This window comes from Shewanella sp. 38A_GOM-205m, assembly GCF_000518445.1.
In the GTDB taxonomy this organism is placed as follows: domain Bacteria; phylum Pseudomonadota; class Gammaproteobacteria; order Enterobacterales; family Shewanellaceae; genus Shewanella; species Shewanella algae.
In genome coordinates, this window is the sequence record NZ_JADP01000029.1 from 36,929 (window position 1) to 58,088 (window position 21,160).

At 54.6% G+C, this 21,160-nt stretch carries 20 protein-coding genes and 1 riboswitch; of the genes, 9 read left to right on the top strand and 11 right to left on the bottom strand.

Annotation, left to right across the window (positions count from 1 at the left end):
• Window positions 1-107 precede the first annotated feature (107 nt).
• A complete protein-coding gene (locus N512_RS0115285) occupies window positions 108-1,979 on the top strand; it encodes a tetratricopeptide repeat-containing diguanylate cyclase (RefSeq protein ID WP_197021462.1) in 1,872 nt (623 codons plus the stop codon).
• A gap of 23 nt (window positions 1,980-2,002) precedes the next feature.
• Here N512_RS0115285 and N512_RS0115290 read toward each other — a convergent pair whose 3' ends face one another.
• Window positions 2,003-2,824: a substrate-binding periplasmic protein gene (locus N512_RS0115290; protein ID WP_081737186.1), complete on the bottom strand. Its 822-nt coding sequence runs from the start codon at window positions 2,822-2,824 to the stop codon at window positions 2,003-2,005.
• A 126-nt stretch (window positions 2,825-2,950) separates the two neighbouring features.
• Between N512_RS0115290 and queG the strand changes: the two genes are divergently transcribed.
• On the top strand, window positions 2,951-4,129 hold the full coding sequence (gene queG / locus N512_RS0115295; protein WP_028780894.1) for a tRNA epoxyqueuosine(34) reductase QueG: 1,179 nt from the start codon (window positions 2,951-2,953) through the stop codon (window positions 4,127-4,129).
• A gap of 8 nt (window positions 4,130-4,137) precedes the next feature.
• On the opposite strand, the gene N512_RS0115300 is transcribed toward queG, so the two are convergent.
• Window positions 4,138-4,341 carry a dodecin gene (locus tag N512_RS0115300; RefSeq protein ID WP_025009040.1) on the bottom strand — a complete coding sequence of 68 codons (204 nt, stop codon included), beginning with the start codon at window positions 4,339-4,341 and terminating at the stop codon, window positions 4,138-4,140.
• A gap of 138 nt (window positions 4,342-4,479) precedes the next feature.
• Between N512_RS0115300 and N512_RS0115305 the strand changes: the two genes are divergently transcribed.
• Window positions 4,480-4,806 carry a hypothetical protein gene (locus tag N512_RS0115305; RefSeq protein WP_025009039.1) on the top strand — a complete coding sequence of 109 codons (327 nt, stop codon included), beginning with the start codon at window positions 4,480-4,482 and terminating at the stop codon, window positions 4,804-4,806.
• Between the two features lie 74 nt (window positions 4,807-4,880).
• Here N512_RS0115305 and metE read toward each other — a convergent pair whose 3' ends face one another.
• Window positions 4,881-7,151 carry a 5-methyltetrahydropteroyltriglutamate--homocysteine S-methyltransferase gene (gene metE / locus N512_RS0115310; protein WP_028780895.1) on the bottom strand — a complete coding sequence of 757 codons (2,271 nt, stop codon included), beginning with the start codon at window positions 7,149-7,151 and terminating at the stop codon, window positions 4,881-4,883.
• Between the two features lie 165 nt (window positions 7,152-7,316).
• Between metE and N512_RS0115315 the strand changes: the two genes are divergently transcribed.
• Entirely contained in the window at window positions 7,317-8,219 is a 903-nt protein-coding gene (locus N512_RS0115315; protein ID WP_025009037.1) for a LysR family transcriptional regulator, read from the top strand.
• 48 nt (window positions 8,220-8,267) lie between these two features.
• Here N512_RS0115315 and N512_RS0115320 read toward each other — a convergent pair whose 3' ends face one another.
• The 5 genes from N512_RS0115320 to N512_RS0115340 all read right to left on the bottom strand — a co-directional run bounded on the left by N512_RS0115320 (window position 8,268) and on the right by N512_RS0115340 (window position 14,105).
• Window positions 8,268-8,990: an HDOD domain-containing protein gene (locus tag N512_RS0115320; RefSeq protein ID WP_025009036.1), complete on the bottom strand. Its 723-nt coding sequence runs from the start codon at window positions 8,988-8,990 to the stop codon at window positions 8,268-8,270.
• A gap of 144 nt (window positions 8,991-9,134) precedes the next feature.
• A complete protein-coding gene (locus tag N512_RS0115325; RefSeq protein ID WP_037475231.1) occupies window positions 9,135-9,755 on the bottom strand; it encodes a GDSL-type esterase/lipase family protein in 621 nt (206 codons plus the stop codon).
• A 97-nt stretch (window positions 9,756-9,852) separates the two neighbouring features.
• Complete coding sequence (locus N512_RS0115330; protein WP_028780897.1) at window positions 9,853-11,802, bottom strand: TonB-dependent receptor; 1,950 nt, start codon at window positions 11,800-11,802, stop codon at window positions 9,853-9,855.
• 92 nt (window positions 11,803-11,894) lie between these two features.
• Window positions 11,895-12,087: riboswitch (cobalamin riboswitch) on the bottom strand.
• Between the two features lie 140 nt (window positions 12,088-12,227).
• The gene (locus tag N512_RS0115335) at window positions 12,228-12,575 is read right to left on the bottom strand and encodes a DUF805 domain-containing protein (RefSeq protein ID WP_025009034.1); all 348 of its coding nucleotides are present in this window, start codon (window positions 12,573-12,575) and stop codon (window positions 12,228-12,230) included.
• A 273-nt stretch (window positions 12,576-12,848) separates the two neighbouring features.
• Window positions 12,849-14,105: a DUF3592 domain-containing protein gene (locus N512_RS0115340; RefSeq protein WP_028780898.1), complete on the bottom strand. Its 1,257-nt coding sequence runs from the start codon at window positions 14,103-14,105 to the stop codon at window positions 12,849-12,851.
• A 147-nt stretch (window positions 14,106-14,252) separates the two neighbouring features.
• On the opposite strand from N512_RS0115340, the gene rihA reads away from it, so the two are divergent.
• Window positions 14,253-15,191 (top strand): pyrimidine-specific ribonucleoside hydrolase RihA, encoded by a 939-nt coding sequence (gene rihA, locus N512_RS0115345; protein ID WP_025009032.1) that lies wholly within the window; start codon window positions 14,253-14,255, stop codon window positions 15,189-15,191.
• Window positions 15,192-15,194: 3 nt separating this feature from the next.
• Window positions 15,195-16,100 carry a ribokinase gene (gene rbsK / locus N512_RS0115350; protein WP_028780899.1) on the top strand — a complete coding sequence of 302 codons (906 nt, stop codon included), beginning with the start codon at window positions 15,195-15,197 and terminating at the stop codon, window positions 16,098-16,100.
• 67 nt (window positions 16,101-16,167) lie between these two features.
• Here rbsK and N512_RS0115355 read toward each other — a convergent pair whose 3' ends face one another.
• Window positions 16,168-16,689, bottom strand: a complete 522-nt coding sequence (locus N512_RS0115355; protein WP_051472831.1) for a DUF2059 domain-containing protein — start codon at window positions 16,687-16,689, stop codon at window positions 16,168-16,170.
• A 208-nt stretch (window positions 16,690-16,897) separates the two neighbouring features.
• Between N512_RS0115355 and azu the strand changes: the two genes are divergently transcribed.
• On the top strand, window positions 16,898-17,365 hold the full coding sequence (gene azu / locus N512_RS0115360) for an azurin (protein WP_028780900.1): 468 nt from the start codon (window positions 16,898-16,900) through the stop codon (window positions 17,363-17,365).
• Between the two features lie 409 nt (window positions 17,366-17,774).
• Window positions 17,775-18,011, top strand: coding sequence for a YdcH family protein (locus tag N512_RS0115365; protein ID WP_025009029.1), 237 nt, complete (start codon window positions 17,775-17,777; stop codon window positions 18,009-18,011).
• An 83-nt stretch (window positions 18,012-18,094) separates the two neighbouring features.
• Here N512_RS0115365 and N512_RS0115370 read toward each other — a convergent pair whose 3' ends face one another.
• Both N512_RS0115370 and N512_RS23165 read right to left on the bottom strand, forming a co-directional pair.
• Window positions 18,095-18,670: a hypothetical protein gene (locus N512_RS0115370; RefSeq protein ID WP_025888839.1), complete on the bottom strand. Its 576-nt coding sequence runs from the start codon at window positions 18,668-18,670 to the stop codon at window positions 18,095-18,097.
• Between the two features lie 60 nt (window positions 18,671-18,730).
• Window positions 18,731-20,020 carry a DUF2254 domain-containing protein gene (locus N512_RS23165; RefSeq protein ID WP_037475234.1) on the bottom strand — a complete coding sequence of 430 codons (1,290 nt, stop codon included), beginning with the start codon at window positions 20,018-20,020 and terminating at the stop codon, window positions 18,731-18,733.
• Window positions 20,021-20,192: 172 nt separating this feature from the next.
• On the opposite strand from N512_RS23165, the gene N512_RS0115380 reads away from it, so the two are divergent.
• Window positions 20,193-21,128 (top strand): LysR family transcriptional regulator, encoded by a 936-nt coding sequence (locus N512_RS0115380; protein WP_028780901.1) that lies wholly within the window; start codon window positions 20,193-20,195, stop codon window positions 21,126-21,128.
• Window positions 21,129-21,160 lie beyond the last annotated feature (32 nt).

Below are 21,160 nucleotides of genomic sequence, written 5' to 3' on the forward strand. Positions count from 1 at the left end.
TTGATGCAGCTCTACTTACCTGCAAATTTAACGATTTATTACTGGTCAGCCTGAGCCCTGGTGCGTATGCTTAATAACATTATCTAAACATCTGTCTATCGGTCAGCGTGAAGTCATACTTTCTGAAATCAGCCATTGCAGTGCTGCTTCTGGCAGGCATGGTTCCCCACGCCTTGGCACTGGATAATCCCAAGGCTGATCAGCTGTTCAAACAGCTGGAAGATGGGCAGGTCAACAATGTTGCCGAAGTAGAACAAACTCTGGATCAGATAGCCCAATTGCTGGCAAAGGACGATCTGGACAGACAGGCCAGGCTCAGGCGCGCCCGCTGCTGGAGCTTTGATGCCAACGACAACGCCAACATAGATGCAGCCATAGACTATGCCGTCAATCAAGCACAAGCGGCTGAAAACCAAGCCTACCCTGAAGCCTTAACCGACTTTCGCCTTTGCCATGGCTGGTACTCTCAACTCAAAGGCAATATGGAACAGGCCAAAGCCGACTATGACCAAGCCCTGCAGCAGGCCTATCAACTCGAAGATCATCGCCTGATCGCCGATGCCCGCAGTCTGCGCGGAGCCATGTATTCCTTTCAGGGCAATTTTGCCATGGCGCTGGAAGATCTGCTGACCGCTCAACAACTTTATGAAAAGCTCAAGCTGGATTATTGGGGTCTGTATAACCTGGCCGACCTCGCCACCAGTTTCCGCCGTTTCGGCGATCCACAAAGTGCGCTCAACTATTACCGCCAACTGGAGCAGGCCTATCGCCAAAGTGGTCACGAAGAGCAGGCCTATATTATCAATGGCGAAATGGCCATCGCTCTCGAAGAACTGGGTGATTTTGAAGGCGCCGTGGCCAAGTTCCAACAGTCATACGACTATCTCAAGCAGCAAGGAGTCACGGTGGAAGCCGCGGGAGTCTCGGTCAATATGGCCGGCTCCCTGTTGAAGCTCGGCAGAGTCGAAGACGCCAAACAGGCGCTGGAGCGTGCCAGGCCATTTGTGACTGAGCAGATGGGTGGCTTCTACAGCTTTATGCAACTCTACAGCGCCGATGTACTGTTGCGCCAAGGCCAGGCTGAACAGGCGATGGCGCCCTTGATCAAGGCCGAAAAAAGTTTCAGGAATATCAACAATGATCGCGGCTTGGCCGAACTCTACCTGCTTAAGAGTGAAGTATTTGCCGCCCAGGGGCTATGGCAGGAATCGCTCAAAGTGCTCAGGCTGTATATCGCCCTGCACCACGAACTGGATAACAAACTGCAATCTTACCGCACCACAGAGATGCGTACCCGCTTCAATGCCGATCGCATGGCAAAAGAAAACCAACGCCTGCTGGAAAGCGAACGCCTGAAAGAGCAAGAGGTGCAAATACTGCAGCAAAACCGTCTGTTGCAGTTGGCTGTGCTGGTTCTGGCCAGCATCATTATCATAATCACTGCGGTGATGGCCTTTAAGCAGACCAGTAAATCACGCAAATTCCAGAAGATAGCCCATACGGATCACCTCACCCAATTGGCGAACCGGCGTTATACCTATCACAAGGGTGAAGCTATGTTCAATCAGGCGCGAGATAGCGGCACGCCTTTTTCACTTGTGTTGTTTGATGCCGATAACTTCAAGGATATCAATGATCAGTTTGGTCACGATGGTGGCGATAAGGTCTTACAACATCTGGCAAGCCTGAGCCAAACCCTTATCCGCGAACAAGATCTGCTGGGGCGGATTGGCGGTGAAGAGTTTCTGCTGTTGTTGCCGGAAACAGCCCATGAAGAGTGCCTGAAAATCGCCGAGCGTCTGCGCCAAACCATAGCCGAATCACGCCCGGAAGGGCTAGTCGGTGAGCCCAGAGTGACTATAAGTGCCGGGGTAGCGACTCTGGGTGAGGAACTGCAGTTCTCCGAGCTGTTGAAACAGGCCGATGATGCCCTCTATTGCGCCAAGAAACGAGGTCGTAACCGGGTCGAAACCGCCTGAATGAGCACAGTGGTTATTGCAGATCATTGAACGCGCCAGAGCACTTCCGCCTGACGTAAAGAGGGCTCGGCACCAAACCACTTTTGATAGAGCGCGTCAAATTCGCCCGTTTTCTGCAATGCCAATAGCGCCTTGTGCCAGGCTTCGACCCGTTCAGGAGCCGTACCGCCGGAGAACGCCAAATAGAGGCGCAAGTGCGCCAGTTCCAATACGGGGCGCACCGCCGCCGGTGTTTGGCCCAATTGCCGCAAGACGCCCTGAACCGCGATATCCGCCTGACACCAATAACGCACCCGCTTATGCAACAACTGCCTGGCCGAATACTGAGGAAAACCTGAGATCAGCAACTGCTCATCCGGAACGGACTTCAACAAGATCTGCGCCGGGGAGTTGCGGTAAAGGGCAATATTACCCGCCGCTACCGCCTGTGACAGGTCTGCCGGGGTAAAATCATCATCCATGCGGGCATAGAGCTGAATGCGGGTTTCGGCAATCGGGCCAACAAAATCAAATTCCTGCCGCCGCTGTTCATTAATGGAAGTGGCAAACAGCAAGACGTTAGGCTCCTGGTTTGCGATATTCATCGCCCTGGCCCAAGGCAATACTTCTATCACAGGCTCTTTGTCAGAGGCAGCCACCTGATGGTGCAAGGCCCTCACCAGGGCCACCGCATAACCATCAACGCGACCATGGCGCTCATAGCTCATGGGAGGCCAGGTTTCGGTCAGCAGCCTGAGTGCGGGCGGCTCGGCCTCAGTAGGCTCGTTACCGGCCAAAGCCAAGTTGGCAAAGCTACAACAGAACACTATCACGCAGCCCCTGAGCAAGGTTTCGATTCCCGGCATATACTCTCCCCCCCTCAATTTCTTCAAGCATAGCACCGACAACAGTCGAAATCGCAGTTTACGGCAACTGTGAGCAATTCTGCTTTACTGATATAATCATGGCTTTTCCCCGGTCAGCCTCTGTTCATGTCAGCTCCTCAACCACAATTTGATCCCGGTATGCTTGGCAAGCTTGCCCGCGACATAAAAGCCTGGGGCAAAGAGCTGGGTTTTGCTCAAGTGGGAATAACGGATACAGATCTCAGCCGCGAAGAGCCCAGGCTACAGGCCTGGCTCGATAAGGGCTATCACGGTGAGATGGGCTATATGGCCAGCCACGGTATGATGCGGGCCCGCCCGGCCGAGCTGCATCCCGGCACTTTGAGAGTTATCTCAGTACGGATGGACTACTTACCGCCACAAGCCGGGTTTGCCCTCAATCTCAAAGACCCTAACCTTGGCTATATCTCCCGTTATGCCGGCGGCCGCGACTATCACAAGCTGATGCGTAATCGCTTGAAAAAGTTGGGCGAGCGCATAGATGAAGCGCTCAAAGCCCTGCAACTTGAAGGCAGTGGCTTTCGGCCCTTCGTCGACTCGGCTCCCATTCTGGAACGGCCGCTGGCAGAAAAGGCCGGGATCGGCTGGACAGGTAAACACTCACTGATCCTCAACCATGAGGCCGGCAGTTGGTTTTTCCTCGGAGAGCTGCTGGTGAACCTGCCGCTGCCCATGGATGTCGCCACAGCCGAAGGCTGCAACACCTGCGTTGCCTGCATCACAAGTTGCCCAACCGGCGCCATAGTCGAGCCTTATGTAGTCGATGGGCGCCGCTGTATCTCCTACCTCACCATAGAACTGGCCGGCAGCATTCCACTGGAGTTTCGGCCACTGCTCGGCAATCGCATCTACGGCTGTGATGACTGCCAGCTGGTATGCCCCATCAACCGCGCCGCGCCTTTGACCGCAGAGACTGACTTTCATCTAAGGCCACAATTGAAGCAACCCAAACTGCTGGAGCTGTTTGCCTGGAGCGAGACCGAGTTTTTGAAAAACACCGAAGGCAGCGCCATTCGTCGCATAGGCCATGAACGCTGGCTGCGCAATATTGCGGTGGCACTGGGCAATGCCCCCGGCAGTGAAACCATAGTTGCCGCCTTGCAGGAGCGACTGACAGATGCCTCAGAACTGGTCGCAGAACACATAGAGTGGGCACTGGCGCAGCAGGCAGAAAAACTCAGCGCCAACGACACAGCGCCTATTCCCGCCCGCAAGACGGGGCGCCTGATCCGGATAGTGGAAAAAGGCCTGCCAAGGGACGCCTGAACTCAGGCCTAATCCAGGGTAAAACCCACCTTGATGGTGACCTGCCAATGAGCAATAACACCGGCCTCCAGATGTCCGCGGGTATCTATCACCTCAAACCAACGCAAATTATGCAGCGACTGACTGGCCGCCGCGATGGCATTCTTGACCGCTTCGTCCGAGCTGATGGGGGATGAACCTGTCAGTTCTATTATCTTGTACACATGGCTCATAAGGCTTCTCCTGATAGTTATCTGTGTCCAGCACAGGTTCGTGACCTGAGTATAGACAGAAATGGTCGATGGCATATTTCCCTTGGTTTCTGTATATTTCTCAGTTGGATAACCATAGGAAGAAATCAAGGGATTGCTATGCAATTAAAACATTCAGGTCTGGGGATCGCCTCGTTTGCCACCAGCATATTTAGTGGGATAGCCCTGTTTATCACTTTTATTGTTGCAGGAGCCCTGGAGGCGACAACACCGGGCGGCCTGGATGAAAATTCGATGGAAGCCATTCTTGTGGGCCTGATGATCATCTTTATGATGCTGGTCTGCCTGGTGTCTTTGGGATTGGGCATTGGCGGCCTGGTACAAAAAGACCGCCAGAAAATCTTCGCCATTTTGGGCACCACTTTTTCAGGCTTGATCATTCTGGGTACGGTTGGCCTGATAGCGCTGGGCATGAGCATGGGCTGAACCTTTCCCGCGTTGGAGTCAATCAACATCAGGGGCGCAGTGCGCCCCTGACTGTTATTAACCACAGAATTTTATCACCCGAGTCGACGTCGCAACTCCCTGGTGGCATCAACCATGTTCTTCAAAGCCGGTTCGACTTCTTCCCAGTTACGGGTCTTCAAGCCGCAATCCGGGTTGACCCAGAGCTGGCGCACAGGAATTTTCTGCGCCGCCTTTTCAATCAGGCTTACCATGGCTTCCACTGTTGGAATATTGGGGGAGTGAATATCATAAACCCCGGGGCCGATTTCATTGGGATAGTCAAAGTCTTCGAAGGCATTCAACAACTCCATCCGTGAGCGCGATGTTTCTATGGTGATCACATCGGCATCCATGGCGGCAATTGCCGCAATAGTGTCGTTGAATTCGCTGTAGCACATATGGGTATGAATTTGGGTCTCGTCTCTGACACCGGCGGCGCTGAGCTTAAAGGCGGCCACCGCCCAATCGAGATAATGGGCCCAATCGCTGCATTTGAGCGGCAAGCCTTCCCGAAAAGCCGGCTCATCAATCTGAATAATACCTATACCCGCCCGCTCCAATGCCACCACTTCATCACGTATCGCCAGGGCCAACTGAGTCGCTATCTGCTCGCGGCTGATATCCTCGCGGGCAAAGGACCAATGCAATATGGTCACAGGCCCGGTCAGCATGCCTTTCACCGGTCTGTCGGTGAGACTCTGGGCATATTCGGCCCAGTCGACTGTCATCGCCTTGGGACGGGTCACATCGGCGTAGATCAGCGGCGGCTTGACACAGCGGGAACCATAGCTCTGCACCCAGCCCTGTTTGGTAAAACCAACGCCATCTAGCTGTTCACCAAAGTATTCCACCATGTCGTTGCGCTCGGCTTCACCGTGTACCAACACATCTATCCCCAGCTTGAGCTGACGTTCTATGGTATCCCGGGTCACCTGTTGCAGCTGCTCTGTGTACACTGCATCGTCCAACTCACCCTTGCGCCAGCGGCTACGCAGGTTACGAATGGCTGCCGTCTGCGGGAATGAACCTATGGTAGTCGTCGGCAACAAAGGCAGCTTGAACCTGGCCTGCTGGGCTTGTCTGCGCACCTCAAACTCATGGTTTCGGTTGTAATCGGTTGCGCTCAGGGCATCGATTCTGGCACTGAGCTGTTGATTACGCCCCTGCGCCCTGGCCGCGCGCCGACTCCGGCAACGGGCGACCACGGCTTTGGCATTTTCAGTCTCAGGCGCCTCCAAAAGCGCCTTGAGCTCCTGCAACTCGGTGAGTTTTTGCCTGGCAAAAGCCAGCAGACTTTTAAGCTCGGGCGCCAGTGCGGTCTCCACCTCGAGATCCACCGGGGTATGCAACAGGGAGCAGGAAGTGGCGAGCCAGAGCCTGTCTCCCAGATCACGCGCCAGTGGCGCCAACTGCTCGGCCACAAGATCCAGATCGGCGGCCCAGACGTTACGGCCGTTGATCACCCCAACCGACAATACCTGCTCTGGCGCCAGTGCATCGACAGAGGCCTGCAACTGCTCGGGCGCAGTGACCAGATCCAGGTGAATACCCGCCACCGGCAGTGCCGACAACAGACTTTGATGGTGGGCTACAGTGCCGTAATAGGTTGCCAGCAACAGCTTGAGCGGCGCCGACTTGAGCACGCCGTAGGCCTGATTGAAGGCCTGCTGCCAGTTGTCATCCAGCTCAAGTGCCAGCGCAGGTTCATCCAATTGCACCCATTCAACACCCTGGGCGGCAAATCGGGCCAGAATGGCTTGATAACATTCCAGCAGCGCCGGCAGCAGTGTCAAACGGTCAAACTCTGAGCCCACTGTCTTGGACAGATACAGGAAAGTGACCGGCCCCAAGAGTACCGGCTTGGCAGTGTGACCCAGCGCCTGAGCCTCGGTCACCTCTTCAAACAACTGTTCCCAGGCGATATCGAAGCGTTGATCTTCGCTGAGCTCAGGCACCAGATAATGATAGTTGGTGTTGAAGTACTTGGTCATTTCAGACGCCGGCGCATGCTTGCCGCTGGGCGCTCGGCCACGGGCAATCCGGAACAGGGTATCGAGATTGACAGCGCCGCCGTCACGGTGACGCTCGGGGATGACCCCCAGAGTCGCACTCAGGGTCAGCACCTGATCATAGTAAGCAAAGTCACCGACCGGCAACTGCGCCACCCCGGCGTCGGCCTGCCACTGCCAGTGGGTACGCCTAAGCTCCCTGGCAACACTCTCTAATTCGGCCACGCTGGACTCACCGCGCCAATATTTCTCCAAAGCAAACTTGAGTTCACGTCGACGTCCGATACGGGGAAAGCCAAGACTATTTAATTGCATAATGTATACCATCCTTTATAAACTGTGCAGCAAGTGACTGGCGACGCCGAAACACAACAAATCAAACCGGGCGTCTGGACGTCTAGAAGTTTATTGTGCTAGTCTCAGCACAGGCAACCGAATTGAATTCAAGGGCAACATGAGCGGCATTCATGTGGAGAGGAAATGATAGAACTGAGACACCTTCGTACTCTGATAGCACTGAAAGAAAGTGGCAGTCTGGCCGGCGCGGCGAAGAAACGTTTTGTCACCCAGTCGGCGCTGTCGCACCAGATTAAAGAGTTGGAGACCCGGATTAACTCCCAGGTATTTGTTCGCAAAAGCAAACCTCTGACTTTCACGCTTGAGGGCAGTCGCCTGCTGACCCTGGCGGAAGAGATACTGCCCCGGGTACAGGAAACCGAATTTGTGCTCAAACGCGGTCTATCTGGAAGCAGCGGTCCCTTGAAGGTGGGTATTGAGTGTCACAGCTGTTTTCGCTGGCTGATGCCTGTGATGGAAGCCTTTCATCAGTCTTATCCGGATGCCAATCTGGATCTCTCCAGCCGCCATCTGTTCGACTCTCTCAATGCGCTGGAAACCGGTGAGCTGGATATAGTGCTGACCTCAGATCCTGTGCCCGGTCATGCCCTTGCCTATCAGCATCTGTTTGATTTTGAAGTGAGACTGGTGATGGCCAAAGATCACCCTCTGGCAGGCAACAGCTATATTTTGCCGCAACAACTGGCCAGGGAACCTATTATCAGTTATCCGGTACCGCTGGAAAGGCTGGATATTTTCCGTCACTTCCTCGAGCCGGCCGGAGTGGTGCCCGGCCCACAAAAACGCTGTGATCTCACCAATGTGTTGCTGCAACGCATCGCCTGTAAAGAAGGGGTTGCTGCCTTGCCCAACTGGTCACTGACCGAAGCCCAGGGCTTGAGCCTGACCTCGGTGAAACTGGGGCAAGAAGGCCTGAAACGGCCGCTGTTCGGTGCCTACCGCCGCGACAGCAGCAATAGAGTGCAGCTGCAAAGGCTGCTGGAATTAATTGCCAAAGAGGGATTACAGCGTCAGGACAGACACTGACTGAGCGGCTGCCACCGTCCCTGAAAGTCGGCGGCAGTCACAAAGCATTTAGAGAGGATTCAGCAGCAGACCGCGCTGGGACAGTACCCTTCTCAGTACCAGTCCGGGTGAATTGGGATCCCGGGTCTGTCTCAGGTTATGGGCGACCATAAACTCGCTTTGCAGCTCATCATCCAACCCCAGAGATTCAAAAGCTTCCACCGTCAGCGTCTGCTGCTGGGTCTCTATCAGGGTCTTGATAATGCCCAGCGGGAAGCACTGCTCGGCTTCGGCGTTGAGATAGGCAAACGCCGTCAGGGCAATAATCTGACCAAAGACGCTGAACAGTGCCAGAGTCTGCACTTCATCCGCGTCTATCTGCACCCCTTGCATCTGATGCAAGCTGTCCACAGACTCGGTCGCCACGGACTCGGTCAGGCGCCAATAGCCAAGTACCAGTTTACGGTATGGCTGCGGCAGTTCATCGAGCCGCTCTTTGAGATAAAAGCTAAAGGCATAACGGTAGATATTGACCTGTCCCAGACGCACCAATGCATCCTTGAGGCTGCGGTTTGGCTGAACGGAAGGAGAGAGCGCGTTATTGCTGCGCCACAGCAGATGAGCTGCCAGAGCGGGATCGGTCGCGACAATATCGATCACATTGCGAATATCGCCATCAGCAATAATGGCCTTCTTAAGCGGGATCAGGATGCCGCGGCGCCCTATCACCTGCTCTTCGTTGGCAATAATGGCACGCACTTGAGTAAAAACCTGCTGCTCAAGATCTGTCATGTGATTCTTTAAACCTGTTGTTATTTATTATGGAGGCACTATTGCCATTTATTATGGCAGAGAATTTACCCATAAAACGCCCACCAGGGTCAAGTTGAATCGATAATTAGCCCGGTTTTTGCCAAACAGAATCAAAAAGTAGCATCAAAAAGCGCCCGCCTCCTGCAGCCTGGTAAAGATGACTTGTGCCAAACGCGAATACCCCTGTTGATTGAGATGCACAGTATCGGACTTGAGCTCGTTTGAACGCAGCAGCTCGGACAGAGTCTGTTCCAGCAAGATGGCGCCGTGCTTGTCGGCCAGTTCGGCATACAAAGGCAGGGGGGACAGCAGCAGGCTCTTTTGCGGCACAGCCAGCAGCACTACCGGAATTTGCCGGGCTTTGGCCTCAAGTAACATGGCCTCAATGTTTTGCGCCAATTGCACCTGGCTACGACCGCGGAGAATATCGTTACCGCCTTCGAGCAAAATAAGCAGATCCGGCTTGGTTTCATCCAGCAGTGCCGGCAAACGCTCAAGCCCGGCAGCAGATTGCTCACCGGAAATCCCGGCGTTGATCACCTCACAACGGCACAACTCGGCCAGACGGCTGGGATAATCCTGCCCGGCCTTGGCACCAACGCCTTGGGTCAGGCTGTCACCGAAGGCCAGCAGTTTGCCATTGCTGCCGATATATGCCAGCTTGGGCTCGGAGCAAGCCAGCAAAAGCAGCGACAACAGGGCTATGGCCACGCCTCTCAAACCATATCTAAAATCAGCTTTCATATTTCGACTCTTGCCTCCTTGTCGGTGAGTACTTTCCAACTAAAACAGATAGAAATACGGGCAGAAAAAAGCCGGGAACCCCCGGCTTTCTATGCTATCAGAAGCGATAGCTGACGCTGAATCTCAGCGCCCGGCCGCTACCCGAGTAATAACCATCGCCCCAGGTACTGAAATAACCTGAGCTGGCGTATTGCTTGTCAAACAGGTTGTCGACCCTCAGGCTGGCAAGCCAGGCATCTCGGCTGTAGTTGAGGGCGATATTCCCCAGCCAATAGCTGTCCAGTTTATCGTGCTGGTTGCCATTGTCACCCTCCATATATCTGTCACCCAGATACTGACCCTCGACAAACAGCTGCCAGTGCTGACCAAAGTCCACACTGGTGTAGATACGCCCGGAATGCTCGGCCACCCAGGAGAGAGATTTGCCTTTGTTGGCGCCTTCAGTAAATTCGGCATCGATATAGTTGTACTCAAGTCCCAACTGCAGCATTTCATTGAGCTGCCAGTCCCAGTCGAGGCTGGCGCCATAACGGCGGGAAGCATCGGCGTTGACGTTGGCGCCGGGGAAAGCACCGCCGATAGGCATATCAGCACTGGGGTCAAAGACAATTTCATCTTCCAGCGACAGTCGGTACAGGTTCAGACGCAGGCTCTGGTTGCTCAAGGTCCAATCCCAGCCGGCTTCAATGGAACGGCCGGTCTGCGGCTTGAGGCCGACGACTGTTGGCGGCGTATAAGCTTGCTCATCGACCTTGGCGAAACGGAAACTCTCATCACCGCGAAGATAGAATCTGTGGCCTTCCAGCGGCCGATAGTTGAGCCCCAACTCGAGCGCGTGAGCGTCTTCATCCAAATCTATGCCATTGGGGTAAATCTGACCGTCCTTGAGTTCATCCTTGACCTTGGCATAGCGCCCGCCCACCACATAGCTCAGGCTGTTGGTCAGCGGCACATTGGCCTGTAGATAGGTGCTGGTCATGGTTTGGGTATTGCTGCGCTGCATATAACTGAGATCGAACTCGGTTTCACCCCGTTGAATATCGGCGCCTATGACTATGCTCAGCTCACCGTTGCGGGTCTGATAACGCCCCAGCGCCTTGGGATTGAATTCCAACAGCGAGCGCTCGTTACGACCTGGGCTACCATAGCTGACACTGGACACCAGAGTATCGCTGTAGTTGAGGTCCGCAGCCAGGGCCCAGTTGGCGTGCACCTGGCGCTGGAGATGAGCACGCCAGGCAGAAGTCATCTCATGGTTGTAATCACCCGGCGTCGATGTCGCCTGGCGTGGGTCGGCTTCAAACTGAGCCAGGGTCAGTGAGCCTGGAGTCTGGCGCTTGTTATCGTAGTAACTGCCTTCGACAAAGAAGTTGGTCAACTCTGAATCATATTGCAGACGCCCCAGCACAGAACCGGTTTCGTTGGCATTGTTTCTACGGTAGTTGTCGCTCTCGTTGTAAGCAGCAGCCAAATAGTAACGCCAGTTGTCATTGATGGCGCCGGACAGATCCCCACGGCCTTCGTAGGTGTCAAAACTGCCACCTGAGAGGGTCAGGTTGCCACCGCTGGCACTGGGCGCCTTGGTGATAATATTGATCACTCCGCCGACTGCCTGATCACCATAGAGCACCCCGGCGCTGCCGGAAAGGATCTCTACCCTTTCAATCTGATTGACCGCAATGGCACTCAGGCTGGGGGCGGCAATATCGATATTGTTGAGTCGGCGACCATCTATCAGTATCAGGGTGTTATTCACCGCTTGGCTGGAAGAGAAACCGCGCATCGCCAGCACAGGCCCTGAGTTATTGTCCGATATTTGAATGCCACTGCGGCCACGCAGCAACTCGCTCAGATTACTGGCACCGCTTTGCTGAATATCGGCGGCATCTATGACCACCACATTGGCGGCAATATTGAGCGGCGTGTCATCCTGACGGCCAATGACCACCAGCTGTTCATCCACGGCCTGGGTTGTAGCACTCGCCATGACGGGAACTGAGGTAAATGCACCGCAGAGCAGCGCGAGATGATTTAGTTTGAAACCCATTTTCCTTTGACTCCTGAAAGGGAAACGGGGCAAGAGTGCCACGGCAGGGAGAGCCCCTTGGCTGCCGCATTTCGAGATCTGCCCACCGAAATCATCGAAATACCTCCAGGGCCGGTCTCCGGACTTTGGCTATGCGGTTGACCGCGCAAGACCCGGCTTTTATGACGCCACTTGGGCGCGCCTGTCTCTCACCATTTACCGTTGCGGGGGCAGTGCCGGATTCTCACCGGCTTCCCGATTATCCCCGGTCTTTCATTCCGGGGCACCACGAGAGGTTGACTGAAATACTGTGCTGTCATTCCCGGCCTAGCCGAGAGCGGGCATTATAGACGTCTATATGGATGAATGTCTAATTTTGACGACGACTGACCGCCGCAGATTTACCCTAAAAACAAAAAGGGAGCCGAGGCTCCCTTTCCATTATCTTAACCCAGCTCTTTGGGGTTACTGCCAAAGCGGTTGTCACCCACTTCGCTGTCCTGGCAGTAGAAGACCAGCAACACTATCCAACCTATGATAGGGATAAATGCCAACAACTGCCACCAACCACTGCGGTCAGTGTCGTGCAGACGACGCGCGGCAACTGCAATAGAGGGCAACAATAGGCCCAAAGAATAAATCAGCCCCAGCACTGTGGTACCCAGCGCATAGTCAATAGCACTGACAACCAAGCTGAAAATGATATAGAACAGAGTGAACATCCAGTATTCTGTCCGACGGGCCCGACCGGTAAAGTCGGCGTATTTTTTGATGGCTCCGATGAAATGTTCCATGTTTTCTCCCAATAACAGATCCAAGATCCGATAACGCCGCGCCAATTATTGAATGGCTTAAGGCGACCAAAGTTTCATCAGAGTTTCTTACTCCCTGAAACAGCGAACAATTTTAACATACCTGAATGAACTGCAAAGTGACAGAAAAGAGATTTACCTTCCATCCGCCACAAAATCAGAGATATCTCACCCTGTCAGTCGTCATTGGTTTACAAATATCGCCATATTCATAGCCATAAATAGCCATGAACAGCCAGCCGGCGCTTTTTCATCTTATCTGCTCAGCGTAAAACCACGGCTGGCGGCCAGCACCTGGATATCGGTTTCAATCTGTGCCAGCTGTGTCTGACGCTTTCGACCGATTGTCCCTGAGTTAAACTTGGATGCCAGGCTGCCAAGAATATAGCGCCAATGCAGCGCTTGTTTTTTACGCTGTTTACGGCTCAAAGGATTCAATGGCGGCTGCGCTGCGAGCGCCTTGAGCAAGGCTGCAGCAGCGCTGAACCAAACATCGGGCAGCGATTCCAGGTTGTTAAAAAGCCATTCCAGGCAAACCAAGCGGCTCAATTCGGTGTGGACAAATCCTTTGCTACCCAAAGGCATTTGCCGCTCCAGCAACAAGGCGTTGAATTGCTTTTGAATTTCAGCACTCCAGGGTTTGCGTTGCAGCTTGGTCAGATGCTGGGAGAAGACCATCTTCGCCAGTTCATGCTCAGTAAACAGGCTACGAATGCCATCGAGCAGTGCCAGGGTAAACTCAGGGTAGCGGCGGCCGAGCGCCAATTGCAGTGAAAGTTCGAGGCCAGAGACGCCCTCGCCTTTACTTGGCGGCTCCCACTTGAGGCACACAGGGACAAACCAGGCAAGAAAACGCACCTGCCATTCAGGCCTGGCGGCGATATAGCCAAGGGTCTGCCGTCCCAAATAGCTACTGGCCGGGCTGGCCCGGTTGGCTTCAAGCAATGCCAGTAACTCGGCGGGGTTATCGGCCTCCAGTAACTGCTCAACTATTGGCGACAACCGCTCCCGAGCCCGAAGAAAGCGCAAACACTGGACCGTTTTACCCACAAACTTTCCGCCAATGGCCAGCGGCAATAGCGCGATTAGAATCCCCCACAGCTCGAGCCAGGTATTTTGCTGTTCTCGATAGTACTGGATATCGGTGCGCACTATGCCGGGCTCCTCAGGCAAATGCCAAAGGATCACGGCTTCACCGACGCTTCTCGAATCGCAAAGCAGGCCTGGGGGATCCCAGATCTGATACTCGCTGCCGTTTGGCAACTGATAATGCACCTGGCAATCCCACTCATAACGGCCAAAACCCCAGCGCCCAGGGGACACATAGTGTTGCTCACGCCGGGCAATATAACCTTGGGTCTCGACGCCTCGTTCGAGCAGGATATTCACTTCATACCAGGATTGGACACTCTCTTTAACAAAATAGAGCCCTAGAGCCGAGAACAGCCCGCTGGCAAGCGCAAAAAGGCCGATAATTATCAGATCTTCCCAGATTGCCCGTATCTTTCCCACCGGGTCCCCTTTGATTCAATCCTTTAAGGCCGCGGATTGTAGCAGATTTCAGCAATCAGTTGAGGAACACTTCACAGTTTGCCATCCGGTTCTGCGCGCGCCAAAGAGTCATGCTATGCTCGGGCAAATTGCTAAAGGAGTAACAGCATGAAACGCCCTATCATTCTCGACTGCGATCCCGGCCATGATGATGCCATCGCCTTGATCCTGGCCCTGGCCAACCCTGAGCTGGATCTGCTGGCCGTGACCACCAGCGCCGGTAACCAAACCCAGGAAAAAACACTCAACAACGCCATGCGAGTGCTTACTCTGCTGGGCAGAACCGATATTCCTGTGGCCAGCGGCGCCCCCAAGCCATTGGCAAGGGAGCTGATCATTGCCGACAGTGTTCACGGTGAATCCGGGCTCGATGGCCCAGAACTGCCGGATCCCGCCTTTGAACCTCAGCCGATGATGGCCTGGGAACTGATGGCAGAGAAAATCCGCCAAAGCAGCCAGCCGGTGACTCTGGTGCCCACGGGCCCCTTGACCAATATCGCTATTTTCCTGAGCGCCTATCCCGAACTCAAGTCCCGTATTGAGCAGATAGTGCTGATGGGTGGCGCCGCCGGTGTCGGTAACTGGACCCCTGCCGCCGAATTCAACATTTTTGTTGATCCTGAAGCGGCCGACATGGTGTTCAAGTCAGGGATCCCCATCGTCATGGCCGGTCTGGACGTGACCCATGAGGCGCAGATCATGGAAGAGGATGTAGCCCGTTTCCGCGCGATTCCCAACAAGGTTGCCAAGTGTGTTGCCGATCTGCTGGAATTCTTTGTTATCTACCACAAGGATCCCAAGTGGGGCTTTGATGGCGCGCCGCTGCATGACCCCTGCACCATAGCCTGGCTGCTCAAGCCTGAGTTGTTCATCGGCTTGGACTGCCATGTTGCCATCGAAACCCAGAGCGAGCTGACTGTAGGGATGACGGTTGTCGACCGCTATCACTTAACAGGCAAGCCCGCCAACGCCAAGGTGCTGATGCATCTGGATCGTGAAGGCTTTGTGGATCTGCTGGTTGAAAGCCTCTACGCCTATCAGGATTAATACATGAGTAGACTAGTGATAATCGGTAGTGCCAATGCCGATCATGTGATGGAATTCAGTCACTTGCCCGAGCCAGGGCAAACACTGATGAGCCGCAGCTACCGTTTGGAACACGGTGGCAAAGGCGCCAATCAGGCAGTTGCCGTCGCCAGACTGGTGCAACCTGGCACCCGAGTGGACTTTATCTGCCATCTTGGGGACGACGCCATTGCCGATACCATGATCAAGAGTTGGTTGGACGATGGCATTCATCCTCAGGGCTTGAAGAAAGTGCCGGAAATGGCAACCGGCAGCGCAATGATTTTCATCGGCGATGGCGGTGAAAACTGTATTGGGGTGGCCGCCGGCGCCAACGCCAGCCTGGAGCCAGCCGATGTTCACTGTCATCAAGAGCTGTTCGAAGACGCCAGTTACCTGCTGGCACAGCTGGAAACGCCGTTGGAATCGGTCAAAGCCGCGCTGCAACTGGCCAAGCAACAAGACACAGTGACAATTCTCAACCCGGCCCCCGCCAGCACGCTGGCTGACGATGTGCTGGCCTTGGTGGATATCATCACTCCCAACGAAACTGAGGCAGAAGCCCTTACCGGTATCAAGGTGGAAGATGAAGCCGGCGCAGCCAAAGCCGCAGCCGCTCTGCAAGCCAAAGGGGTTGGCGCCGTGGTGATCACCCTCGGCAGCCGCGGCGCCTATGTGCGTCACCCAGAGTTTGAGGGCCTGGTGCCTAGCTACCCGGTCAAGGTACTTGATACTGTGGCCGCTGGAGACACCTTCAACGGTGCCCTGATGGTGGCCTTAAGTGAGGGACTGGCCATGGAACAAGCGGTGGATTTTGCCAATAAGGCCGCCTCCATAGCCGTGACCCGTCATGGCGCCCAGCGCGGTATTCCCTACCGCCGCGAGCTGTAATCACGCCTTTACCGCCACAAAAACGGGAGTCATAGACTCCCGTTTTTTATGCTGGCTGCCAGTCAAATTATTCGCCTGGATTGGCCTCTCTGTGGGCCTGAAGCTTGGTGGCAAACTCCTGCTGCAGCTGCTCCATCTTAGGCAGCAGCCCCTGGCTCAGTGATTGAGTCACCATCATGGATTCCTGCATCACGGCCGGCATCTTGGCGACCATGGAGCGCCCAGTATCACTGGCATAAAACGCCAGCATATCGGCAATTTCCTTGTCGCTGTAATGCTTGACATAAATATCGGTCAACGGCTGCTTCAGCTTGTCCCAGCCCAGCTCCTGCTTGAAGATCTGCGTACTCTTGCGGGCAAACTCTTCAAATAAAGGCTTTTCACTCTCCTTGATATTGAACTGTTGTTGCATGCCCAAAATCATCATTTCCATCTGGGTATAAGCCGTGTCCATCATGGAGTCCATCTGCATTTCCAGCAGTAACTGCTCCACCTGAGCCCGGCGAGCGCTGTCATCGGCCAACGCCAAAGGGCTGCTGAGCAATATGCCGCCCAGAACAAGAGATGACAAAAAACCAGGACCTTTCATGAGTGCCTCCGTGGCAAGTATTGATTCGGCTGTCAGTCTATCACAGCCCAAGCGACTGTCAGCTGCTCCAACCTCAGCTGACAGTTAAAATTCTGAGATTAATTCTCATTTAAGGGAAATGCCGTTATGATTGACCCAGGCGGGAGCCTGCGGGGCTCTCGTTCTGTCGAGAGAAATATCGACCCTAAAATCAGAAAAGGAATTGAAAATGAATAAGTTAACCAAGAGACTCGCGGGTATTGCCCTGTTGGGAGCCGGCGCCGTTATCAGCGGCACTGCCAGCGCCGACGAATGCAGCCTGACCATCACAGCCAACGATGCGATGCAATTTGATACCAAGGAATTAAGCGTTCCCGCCAGTTGCAAGACGGTAGAACTGACATTGACTCATTCCGGCACCCTGCCAGTGACAGCCATGGGCCATAACTGGGTTCTGAGCAAGAGCGCCGACATGCAGGGCATTGCTACTGATGGTATGGCAGCCGGCGCCGATGCCGCCTATGTCAAAGCCGGTGACGAGCGGGTGATTGCCCACACTCCTCTGGTTGGTGGTGGCGAATCTGTCAGCATCAGCTTCAGCACCGAAGGCATGACACCGGAAGAAAGCTACAACTTCTTCTGCTCCTTCCCCGGCCACTGGGCCGTGATGCAAGGCAGCTTCAGCATCAAAGGCTAAGCCTGCGCGCTTTGGGCCCGAATAAGGGCCCAAAGAAACATCTCCTTTTCCCTTCGCAAGACCCAATAGCCGCCTTTTCGCCAAGTGAGTCCGGGAACCCGGTGACAACTTGCCTGTCGCCTTATGGATGAAATCACCTATCAATATCGGCTTGCTTTCCAGCCATGGCCTATCACCTGCAGTGAGCTTTCGCACAGGCGATCTTGCGACTAGGACAAATGTTGCAAAGCGACAAGTTCATTAGCACGAACCAGGGATGGCGAGCTAGCCGTTAATTGCTCACTTGCCACTAAACAGGATTATGGTTATTTGTCGACTTTCTGCGGATGACAGACAAAGCGCCGCTGGGTAGAGTAGGAATCAAGGCTTGAGCCTGTTTCGGCCAGGCACTATTTGAAGGAGAGAGCTTATGTTGGGCGAAAACCATGCGCTGATCCTGGAGTTTCCGGAGCACAAACAGAAAATCCATCAACTCAAGGAAAACGATCCTCACTTTCGCGAGCTGGCAGCCGAGTATCACGACCTCGACCATGAGATCCGTGGATTGGAAGAAAACTGTGTCCCCACGGCAGAAGAACGTTTCAACCAGTTGAAACTGCGCCGCGCCGAACTCAAGTCCTGGCTCTATCAGCAGTTACTGCGCTGATACCCCCAAATACAGAGGCCCTTGCAGCTTAAACCGCAGGGGCCCATGATCATATCCTGATTAGCTCGATTCCGAGCCGGATCTTAAAGCCTATCCAGATGCAGGGCGTTGGCAAACTCCTGCAATTCACTGGCTTTAACCCCTTCCCCCGAGAGAGTGAACATGGCATTGCCATTGACTATCACAGTCAGCTCTGCTTCACCGGATTCAGTACTGAGCATGGCGTTATGCCCCTGAACCTTGACCAGCTTGCCGCCGCTCATGGCTATCATAGATGGATTGGTCAGCATGGCCATAACAGACTGCAATAGGGGGGAGTCGAGCACCAGCTCTATCTCCAGTTGTGCACTGTCTTCTTTGTAGTAGTGGCGGCTGGCATTTATGCCCCCGCCCAACATCATGCCACCTGTATCGCTTGAAGGGTCATCGGCTTGCCAACCCGGCAATGGCTCGGGAAATACTCCTACGACTTCTCCGGCCCGCTGCTGCCGGATAAGGGTTGAGGCATAATCCAGTTGTGAACTGGCCTGGCTCAATTCACCCTTGCGGTAATGTTGTAACCCGGCCTCAATGGCTTCGGCTACGGCAGGATCTTCGGCAGCCTGCAGCGGCGCCGCCAATGCCAATGAGGCAACAAGTAATAGATTTGAAGGTTTCATTATCTTTCCCTGATAAAAAAGTCCGCGAATAGCATAGCCGCAAGCTGAGTTCTACGCCAGCTATCCGTTACCTGGCTCTTGCTGTAGCTCGGCGGCAAGCTTCCGAAGCAGTGTAACATCTGGCTCAAACGTCAGTATCTGTTCGGCTCTGGCCAGCGCCAGCTCGGAGTGTTTGCGACACACCTCGCTAAACTCCACCCGGTTGGACAAGGCTTGAAAGGCTTTTTGCAGCCGAATGTGAATTTCCACCAGCGCCGCACCATCCCGGGCTATCGGCATAAAGAAGTCATCGAACAGTTCTTCAAGACGTATCGGCAGCATCCAAACTCTGGGATAGGGAATAGCCTCCGGCGCCGGCAGATTCTGCTCATCGGTCACCTGCCATTTGGCTATCAATCTGACTCCGCGACCAATCACATCTATCGCTGTGCCAGGATCATTCACCGCCGCCGACAAGGCCCTCGATGCCACTTCGGCCAATACCGACAACCCAAAGCGAGGGTCCTGATCGAAAGAACGTTCATTGGCCACGGTAAAAGCCTTGTGCAGTGGCTGCAACTGAGCGTCATCGACACCGCCATCCTCAGCCTGAAAACTCAGCCACAGCAATGGCCGTCCCTGATGGACAAAGGCACCTGGCAATGACGTGATATAGGCTTCGGCGCCGTAATCTTCGGCCCATTGATTGATGCTGCCGAGATCCACATGCTGCACATAGCCTGTGTCGGCCGGATAGAGAGCTAAAGCCCCTTTGGGAATATCCTCCTCGGATGCCAGCCGCCGCCCGTCCAGCCAAGGATGCTCACAGCGCCGCTGGATAGCCGCTCCAGCCGCCTTTTCAATCCTGTCTGTAGTTTCCCCTACCCGGCCTAGCTTGGACAAATGATTGATCCACACCAGAATGGTTGCCACTATCAATACCACCACGGCCACAGTCACCAGAAACAGTACCACCCGCCCCTCTTCGCCATAGACACCGGTACTGAGGGCGATAATGCCCACTATGCTGAAAACAAAGGAGCCGACAAAGGTAGCCAGCGCCTGCTGGGCAGTGGAGTCTTCCATCAACAGCTTGGTGGCTCTGGGGGAAATATTACTGGTGGCTGCGCCATAGGCGGAAATCATCACACTCAGGGAAAAGGTGGTCACGGCCAACATGCTGGAGGCGAGGATATTGAGCAGCTTGTCCACCGCATCTGCACCTATCATGCCCGACAGCGAAGGGGGAATAACTCCCTGCACCACTATCGCCAGCAATGCGGTAACCACCGCCAGAATCGCAAACAGCACAGTGCGCATCCAGAGTTTGCGGCTCAATTGCAACAGCCGCCAGCCCCATTTACTCAGCATAATCCCACTCCTTTGATGACTCTCTCCCTGGCCAGAATAGCAGCCTTTTGTTCTTTGGACAGGCAGATCAAGCTGTTAGACTTGGGAAGGTACAAACAAGTCCTATAGTGCAAGCCAGAGCGTCACCAGGAACTATTAGCACCTTCCCTTAAGCTTCTACCCTGCGGCCAGGATAATAATGAAAGTCGATCTCAACCTGCTTCCGGTATTGGAAGTCCTGCTGGAAGAACAAAGTGTTACCGGTGCGGCCAGGCGGTTGCACCTGAGTCAATCGGCCGTCAGTAAGCAGCTTAACCGCCTGCGGGAGTTGTTCAATGACCCGCTGTTTGAACGCAGCGCCTTCGGCCTCAAACCCACTCCCAGAGCGCTGGCTCTGGGGCCAGAGCTGCAGCAATGGCTCAGATTGGCCGAGCGGCTGACGCTACCGGACGAGTTTGACCCCACCGCCAGTGAACGTCAGTTTCGTATGCACTTGGTGGAAACCGCCTACTCCCTCACTCTGCCACATTTTATGCCTTCCTTGCTGCGCCAGGCTCCTGGGCTGGATATCAACTGCAAGACCTGGTACCCGGGCACCATGGAGCAGCTGCTGCGCTGCGAGCTGGACTTTGCCATAGGCTGCCGCGAGTGGGATCCGCGCTCGCTGATGCATATCAACAGCCTGCCGGATGAACTCGAGTATCTGGAGCTGACTCGCGACAAACCCATCTGCCTGCTGCCGCCGGGTCACCCTGCGCTCGAGGGCGACTGGAACCTGGAGCGTTTTCTCAGCTTCGAGCATCTGCAGGTAGCCTTTGGCGGTATCGAACATTGGTTGCTGGACGATGTGTTGGCACTGAAGCACAAGACCCGGCGGATCCGCGCCAATATCACCGACTTTCCCACTGCGCTGGAGTTATGTCGCCACAGCGAGTTAATCCTCTGCGCGCCTGCCAAATATGCGGCCCAGGCGCTGCAACATGTTGAGTTGGCGACGCTGGAAGTGCCGATAGATCTGGTGCCCGGTGCGTACGTGTTGTTGTGGCACAAGCACTTCAATCAAGACCCGGCCCACAAATGGCTGAGGCAGATGATTGCCGACACAGTAATCCCGGCCAATCAGCAATGAGGCGTCGCCAGAATTCACCTTATAAAACAACG

Coding starts and splice junctions, on each gene's coding strand:
- N512_RS0115330 (WP_028780897.1), bottom strand. CDS start 11,802: ATGGGTTTCAAACTAAATCATCTCGCGCTGCTCTGCGGTGCATTTACC.
- N512_RS23165 (WP_037475234.1), bottom strand. CDS start 20,020: ATGCTGAGTAAATGGGGCTGGCGGCTGTTGCAATTGAGCCGCAAACTC.
- N512_RS0115315 (WP_025009037.1), top strand. CDS start 7,317: ATGATAGAACTGAGACACCTTCGTACTCTGATAGCACTGAAAGAAAGT.
- metE (WP_028780895.1), bottom strand. CDS start 7,151: ATGCAATTAAATAGTCTTGGCTTTCCCCGTATCGGACGTCGACGTGAA.
- queG (WP_028780894.1), top strand. CDS start 2,951: ATGTCAGCTCCTCAACCACAATTTGATCCCGGTATGCTTGGCAAGCTT.
- rihA (WP_025009032.1), top strand. CDS start 14,253: ATGAAACGCCCTATCATTCTCGACTGCGATCCCGGCCATGATGATGCC.
- N512_RS0115290 (WP_081737186.1), bottom strand. CDS start 2,824: ATGCCGGGAATCGAAACCTTGCTCAGGGGCTGCGTGATAGTGTTCTGT.
- N512_RS0115365 (WP_025009029.1), top strand. CDS start 17,775: ATGTTGGGCGAAAACCATGCGCTGATCCTGGAGTTTCCGGAGCACAAA.
- N512_RS0115355 (WP_051472831.1), bottom strand. CDS start 16,689: ATGAAAGGTCCTGGTTTTTTGTCATCTCTTGTTCTGGGCGGCATATTG.
- N512_RS0115335 (WP_025009034.1), bottom strand. CDS start 12,575: ATGGAACATTTCATCGGAGCCATCAAAAAATACGCCGACTTTACCGGT.
- N512_RS0115370 (WP_025888839.1), bottom strand. CDS start 18,670: ATGAAACCTTCAAATCTATTACTTGTTGCCTCATTGGCATTGGCGGCG.
- N512_RS0115325 (WP_037475231.1), bottom strand. CDS start 9,755: ATGAAAGCTGATTTTAGATATGGTTTGAGAGGCGTGGCCATAGCCCTG.
- rbsK (WP_028780899.1), top strand. CDS start 15,195: ATGAGTAGACTAGTGATAATCGGTAGTGCCAATGCCGATCATGTGATG.
- N512_RS0115305 (WP_025009039.1), top strand. CDS start 4,480: ATGCAATTAAAACATTCAGGTCTGGGGATCGCCTCGTTTGCCACCAGC.
- azu (WP_028780900.1), top strand. CDS start 16,898: ATGAATAAGTTAACCAAGAGACTCGCGGGTATTGCCCTGTTGGGAGCC.
- N512_RS0115300 (WP_025009040.1), bottom strand. CDS start 4,341: ATGAGCCATGTGTACAAGATAATAGAACTGACAGGTTCATCCCCCATC.
- N512_RS0115320 (WP_025009036.1), bottom strand. CDS start 8,990: ATGACAGATCTTGAGCAGCAGGTTTTTACTCAAGTGCGTGCCATTATT.